Annotated in this window: 6 protein-coding genes and 1 pseudogene; 2 read left to right on the top strand and 5 right to left on the bottom strand. The window is 64.4% G+C overall.

All coding sequences use genetic code 11. From position 1 onward, the window contains the following. Nucleotides 1-336, top strand: a pseudogene (locus Q427_RS32910) (MFS transporter); the annotation flags it as partial. Here the strand turns inward: Q427_RS32910 and Q427_RS28010 are convergent. From Q427_RS28010 to Q427_RS27995, 4 genes are all read right to left on the bottom strand, one after another. Next, nucleotides 331-726, bottom strand: coding sequence for an STAS/SEC14 domain-containing protein (locus Q427_RS28010; RefSeq protein ID WP_043518886.1), 396 nt, complete (start codon nucleotides 724-726; stop codon nucleotides 331-333). The pseudogene Q427_RS32910 and the gene Q427_RS28010 overlap by 6 nt on opposite strands. A 195-nt stretch (nucleotides 727-921) precedes the next feature. Next, a complete protein-coding gene (locus tag Q427_RS28005; protein WP_043518885.1) occupies nucleotides 922-1,368 on the bottom strand; it encodes a hypothetical protein in 447 nt (148 codons plus the stop codon). 119 nt (nucleotides 1,369-1,487) lie between these two features. Next, complete coding sequence (locus tag Q427_RS28000; protein ID WP_043518884.1) at nucleotides 1,488-1,709, bottom strand: DUF2783 domain-containing protein; 222 nt, start codon at nucleotides 1,707-1,709, stop codon at nucleotides 1,488-1,490. Continuing rightward, the gene (locus Q427_RS27995) at nucleotides 1,706-3,409 is read right to left on the bottom strand and encodes an FAD-dependent monooxygenase (RefSeq protein WP_043518882.1); all 1,704 of its coding nucleotides are present in this window, start codon (nucleotides 3,407-3,409) and stop codon (nucleotides 1,706-1,708) included. Before Q427_RS27995 ends, Q427_RS28000 begins: the two co-directional genes overlap by 4 nt. A 115-nt stretch (nucleotides 3,410-3,524) precedes the next feature. On the opposite strand from Q427_RS27995, the gene Q427_RS27990 reads away from it, so the two are divergent. Continuing rightward, nucleotides 3,525-4,307: a helix-turn-helix transcriptional regulator gene (locus Q427_RS27990; protein ID WP_043518880.1), complete on the top strand. Its 783-nt coding sequence runs from the start codon at nucleotides 3,525-3,527 to the stop codon at nucleotides 4,305-4,307. 60 nt (nucleotides 4,308-4,367) lie between these two features. Here the strand turns inward: Q427_RS27990 and Q427_RS27985 are convergent. Beyond that, on the bottom strand, nucleotides 4,368-5,383 hold a 1,016-nt coding region (locus Q427_RS27985), incomplete at its 5' end, for a Na+/H+ antiporter NhaC family protein (protein WP_043518878.1).

Here is a 5,383-nt window from a genome sequence, read left to right as displayed (position 1 = left end):
GGCTTCATCGGGCTGGCCCTGGCGCAGCAGCCGATACCGGCCGCTGCGGCGGCCTTCGCTGCTGGCCTGGGTTTCTACATGATGCATAGCACCCTGCAGATCAATGCCACTCAGATGGCGCCCGCTGCCCGCGGCACCGCCATGGCGGTGTTCGCCGGCTGCCTCTTTCTCGGCCAGTCGGTGGGGGTGAGCCTGGGGGGTGTCGTGCTGCGCCTGGCCGACAGCCTCTGGCTGCTGGCCACTGCCGGCGTATGGCTGCTGCTGCTCGGCCTCGCCTTCGCCTGGCTGCTGAGGCAGTGGCGAAGCGAACTCACGTCGCCTACTGCGCTGTCATGAGCCGCCGCTGAGCAGGTCCTCCCGAAAACCGGCGACCCAGCGCATCGCGTCTTCCAGCTCACCATTGTGGAAGACCCGCATCTCGATCTGGGGAAACAGCCTGTCGGCAAGCTTGGTGGTGGTCTCGATCCAGCGCTTGTCGGAGATCACCGCCGCACGCCTGAAGCGGCTGTACTCACCCAGCTTGCTAACCGCATAGGCCAGGTCACGCTGCAGGGCCTTGGCCGTCATGTGGTCGAAATTTGTCATATCAGCCAGCACGCCAATCTGCTCGTTATGCTCGAGCTTCGCCTCAATGGCGGGAATCATCTCATCGTAGTCCTCGCCACGCAGCGTGCCCGAAATACGAAACGCTGCCACGTATTCGGGGGCGGGAAGAGTCTCGATCATGGTTTCCTCCTTGGCTGAACACAGCGCCCTCTGCTTTTCCTCATTATGGCAACTGGTGCCCTGCGCCGGTTCCCCGGTGCCATGTCGGTGAGCCGCAGCCAGAAAGACTTGCGTGGCTCTTTCGGCCTCGACGATCGGCTTGCGCAACTGAAGGCGGCCTCGGCCTGAGCCGTTGCGAAGTGTTTCACAGGTTGCTCAATCACCCTGCGGCGGCGGTAGCCTCTCCTCGAACGCCTCGGCATTGGGGCAGAACGCTCGACACTCTTCCCGCTGGGCGTCCTGGCGTAGCGCCAGCCAACATGTGGCAACCTTGGGGCATGCGCTGCAGACGGTACGCAGGGCGTGGATGGACGGATCCCGGCTGCAGGTAACCGGATCGAGGCCGAAGCGTCGCATCATCTCGGGCAACAGCGTCTCGGCGGGAGAAAATTCCGCCAACTCCCTGCCGGCCAGGCAGCGTGCGATCGCCTGCTCCAATGAGGGGCTCATGGGATGGGCCAGGTCATGAATGAGCAGACTCAGGGCCTTTGGCTCACAGAACCTGAGCTCGAGCAGGGTCCGCTCACCTTCCAGATAATCGGCCAGCTGTTTCTCGTCACTCGGGGGCGAACGAGGCTTGTTGTGGTATCCCTGTTTATTCATCAAGGCATTCCTCGACAGCCAATCCTTAACCGTAGTTCGTCCGCCGCATCTCGCCTTGATCCCGCTCAATATATGGTCAATGGAGTAAGCCCTTGCTTACCCCAAGTCGGCCGCATCCATTATTCGGGAGTGGCATCCTCCACGCCCCGCCAGGCCTCCTCGATCGCCTCTCTCACCAAGGCCACATCGGGTATCCGATGGGCCAGCGCCAGCGCCAGCTGGGCCAGGAAAAGTCGCTCCTGTGCCTCGGGCAGTGCATCCAGCGTGATGGCCAGCGCCTCGTAGACCTGCTCCAGGTCGGCGAAGGGCAGCGTTGCGGCAGTGGGTGTGGCGGGCTTCATGTGCGATCTCCTTCCAGGGCCATGCCCTGCGCAACGCTCAGGGCACTGTCGAGGGCATCGATATCGAGGGCTTTCCAACGCGCCACCACATGGCGGTCGGGGCGTACCAGGTAGGCCGTGCCATCGCCGGCGCCATAGGCATTGAAGATACTCCCGTGCGCATCCACCAACTGGCTGCCGAACGCCCGCGGCGACGCCTTGCGGCCGATGACCAGCACCTCGAGGTCCGGTACCCGGGCTTGCAGGCTCGCCAGGCCATCCCGCAGTGACGGCGTGATAATGCCATCGTCGCTGAACAGCAGTAGGCTGAAGCCCCTACCCAGGTGATCGAGCAGGTAGTCCTCCTCGCCCAGGCGGCGATTGATCAACGGCGCCCCGGGCACCGGGCCGGCGGCGAAGTCATCGCCATCGGCCAGAGTCAGCGGGCTCTCGGCATAGGTGTAGGGGGTGACCTGGCGGGGGTCGGCGAAGCCGCTGGCATAGTCGTTGTTCACCGCCAGGGAGAGGGCGGCATCGCGCATCAGCCGGTAGCCACGGCTCGGCGGGGTCATGAAGCGGGTGCTCTTGCCGGCGTTGGCGAATACGTCCAGGGTGGCGCCCCGCCGCTCCGGGCTGTAGCTGTCGAGCAGCCGATCCGGCGCCCTTCTGTTCAACACCCAGGCCAGCTTCCAGGCGGCGTTCGCGGCATCGGCGATACCGTTGTTGAGCCCGCGCACGCCGAAGATCGGCACCAGGTGAGCGCTGTCGCCAATGAACAGCACCCGGCCATGACGATAGTCGTCCAGCGCCAGAGTGTAGGCCTTGTAGAGGCTCCACCACTCCAGCTCCCAGTCGTCGCCTTCGCCCAGCATTTCGATGATGGTGCCGACCCGCTCACGGATGCTGGCCTCCTCCACCGCCTTGTCGGGGTCTTCATCCGGCAGCAACTGGTAGTCGATCCGCCAGATATCGTCGGGTTGCTTGTGCACCAGCAGGGTGGACTCGGGCATCACCGAGGGGCTGAAGAAAGCGCGCCGCTCGGTGGGGAAATCGGATCTCAACCGCACGTCGGCGATCACGTAGCGGCCCTCGTAGGCTTCGCCGTGCAGGGCCAGGCCGAAGGCCTTGCGCACCACGCTGCGGGCGCCGTCGGCGGCCAGCAGGTAGTCGGCCTGAAGGCGATAGTCGCCCTCGGGGGTGGTCACGTCGAGAGTCACACCCCTGCCATCCTGGCTCACCCCGGTGGCCGCCTGCTTCCAGCGCAGCTCGATCAGCGGTGAGTCCATGGCCTTGTCGATCAAAAACTGCTCGATGTACTGCTGCTGCAGGTTGACCATGGGCAGGAAGCGCTCCTGCTCGGAGTGGGGCATCTCGAAGCGGTAGATCTCACGGTCGCGAAAGTAGGTGCGCCCCCGTGTCCAACCCAGCGCCTTGCGGGTGAAGCGCTCATGAACGCCCAACTGCTGGAGGATCTCCAGGCTGTGACGGGACAGGCAGATGGCCCGCGAGCCGTCATTGACGGTGTCCTTGTCGTCCAGCACCACCGAGGGGATACCGTGGCGAGCCAGCTCCAGGGCGGCGGTCACCCCCACCGGTCCGGCACCGACGATGGCCACTCGGTGGCGAACCGACCGGCCATCCAGTTCGGCAGGACGCACGAAGGGGAAACGGGGATAATCGAAATACAGTGAATCGTGCTCGTCTCTTCCGGCAGGGCGCATGGTCACTCTCCTGTCAGGGTTATCGTGGCGCTGACCAAAGCCTATCCTGAAGTAGGCAGGGGCACTGTCCCGGTAAAGAGGGGACAGCCTCGATGATTGAGGTAGTGAATCCAGCATGGCAGAACGGCATGAAGATACGTGTGTACTCAGCTGGCCGTCGCTGGTTCCGGCGATGGCCGCCTGCGTCGATGCCATGGGCAACGAAGGCTTCGATGACACCTTGCTCGAGCTGCTGCGCCGGGCGGTTCGCATCGAGCAGTGCATGATCTTCGCCTACGACAGCAGCGATGAGATCGACTGCCTGCTGGCCGCCAACGAACGTCAGCCCCGGGTCGCCGGTCGCCTGGCCCAGCTCTATGCCGACGGTCTGTTCCGCCAGGACCCCAACTACCAGCGCCTGAGGCAGCTGGTCGATGCCAAGGGCGAACGCCCCGCCGAACTGACGACGATGCAGGCCGAGGCCATGCCGCCAGGCTACCAGAGCCATCTCTTCGCCTTTCCCGACCTGGTCGACAAGGTCTCGTTGACCATACCAGGCCAGGACAGCATCTATTATCTCAACCTCTACTGCGGCGTGACCGCAGGCCCCTTCACCGAGGATGACCTGGCCTGCCTGGATAGCCTGGCGCCCCTGCTGTCCAGCCTGATCCGGCGACACTATGGCAGCACCCGCTCCCTCTCCCAGCGGCCCAGCGCTGAGGAAACCGCCGTGCTTGCCCCATTATCTGAGCGTGAACGCCAGCTCTGCCTCTATCTGCTGCGCGGCCACACCCTCAAGACCGCCGCCGCCCAACTCGACATCGCCCCCTCCACCGCCGAGACCTACCGCAAGCGCGCCTACGCCAAGCTCGGGGTGCCCTCGAAGGCTAGGCTGGTGGCGCTGTGTCGGCAGAGCTGACAAAAGAACACCCCTGGCACAAAGACCGGGGGTGTTCTTTCAGTAAAGGTTGGTGGCAAATCAACGCGAGGGCTGAGGCGTGGCAGTGGTGACGTCACCGGCCTGGCCGGCGGCGCCAAGGTCGGTGGCAATGGCTTCGCCCTGCTCCGTCCACAAGCGCCGTTCCTCTTCGGTGGCACGTGGTGAGAACAGGCCGGTCTGGGCGTAGATCAGGCCGATCACCGGAGAGAGCCAGCAGGCAAAGGCCAGCGGGATGTAGAGCAGGTTTTCCACGTTGCCGTCGGCGATACCCAGCGCCAGGGCGCTAATCACGAAGGCACCGCCGGCGTTCCAGGGTATCAGCGGCGAGATGAGCGTCCCGCCTTCCTCGATGGCACGGGACAGGTTGAGGGTCGAATACCCCATGCCGCGGTAGGTGGGCGCATACATGCGGCCAGGCAGGGCGATGGAGAGGTAGGGGTCGCCGGCGACCAGGTTGGTGGAGACGGAAGTCAGCACCGCCGAGGTCTGCAGGCCCTTGAAGCTGCTCACCTTGGTCATGATCGCGCTGATGATGGTCTGCAGACAGCCGGTCTTCTCCAGCGCACCACCGAAGCCCAGGGCGATCAGCACCAGCGAGATGGTCCACATCATCGACTGGATGCCACCACGGTTGAGCAGGCTGTCGATGGCAGCGACACCGGTCTCTATCGCGTAGCCGCTATTGGCATAGGTGAGCACGTCATGCACGCCGACTCCCTGAACGATCATGGCGGTCACCGCACCGGCCAGGACCCCGGCGAACAGCGACGGGATCGGCGGCATGCGCTTGACCGCGAGCACGATCACCAGCACCGCCGGCAACAGGAGCCAGGCAGAGATGGTGAAATTGGCCTGCAGGGCCGAGGTAATGGCGTCGATCCTTTCGAAGGACGCGGTCGCGTCGTCGATCATGGTGAAGCCCGCCACCAGATAGATGACAAAGGCGATCAGCATGGCCGGAACCGTCGTCGGCATCATGTTCTTGATATGCGAGAAGACGTCCGTGCCGGTCACCGCGGGAGCGAGGTTCGTGGTGTCCGAGAGCGGCGAGACCT

Source organism: Halomonas sp. BC04 (assembly GCF_000568385.1).
This window is presented reverse-complemented; position numbering and strand designations above follow the sequence as displayed.

What these genes read in the sequence shown, in the direction of transcription:
- Q427_RS28010 (WP_043518886.1), bottom strand. Translation starts at nt 726, where the DNA reads ATGATCGAGACTCTTCCCGCCCCCGAATACGTGGCAGCGTTTCGTATT.
- Q427_RS28005 (WP_043518885.1), bottom strand. Translation starts at nt 1,368, where the DNA reads ATGAATAAACAGGGATACCACAACAAGCCTCGTTCGCCCCCGAGTGAC.
- Q427_RS28000 (WP_043518884.1), bottom strand. Translation starts at nt 1,709, where the DNA reads ATGAAGCCCGCCACACCCACTGCCGCAACGCTGCCCTTCGCCGACCTG.
- Q427_RS27995 (WP_043518882.1), bottom strand. Translation starts at nt 3,409, where the DNA reads ATGCGCCCTGCCGGAAGAGACGAGCACGATTCACTGTATTTCGATTAT.
- Q427_RS27990 (WP_043518880.1), top strand. Translation starts at nt 3,525, where the DNA reads ATGGCAGAACGGCATGAAGATACGTGTGTACTCAGCTGGCCGTCGCTG.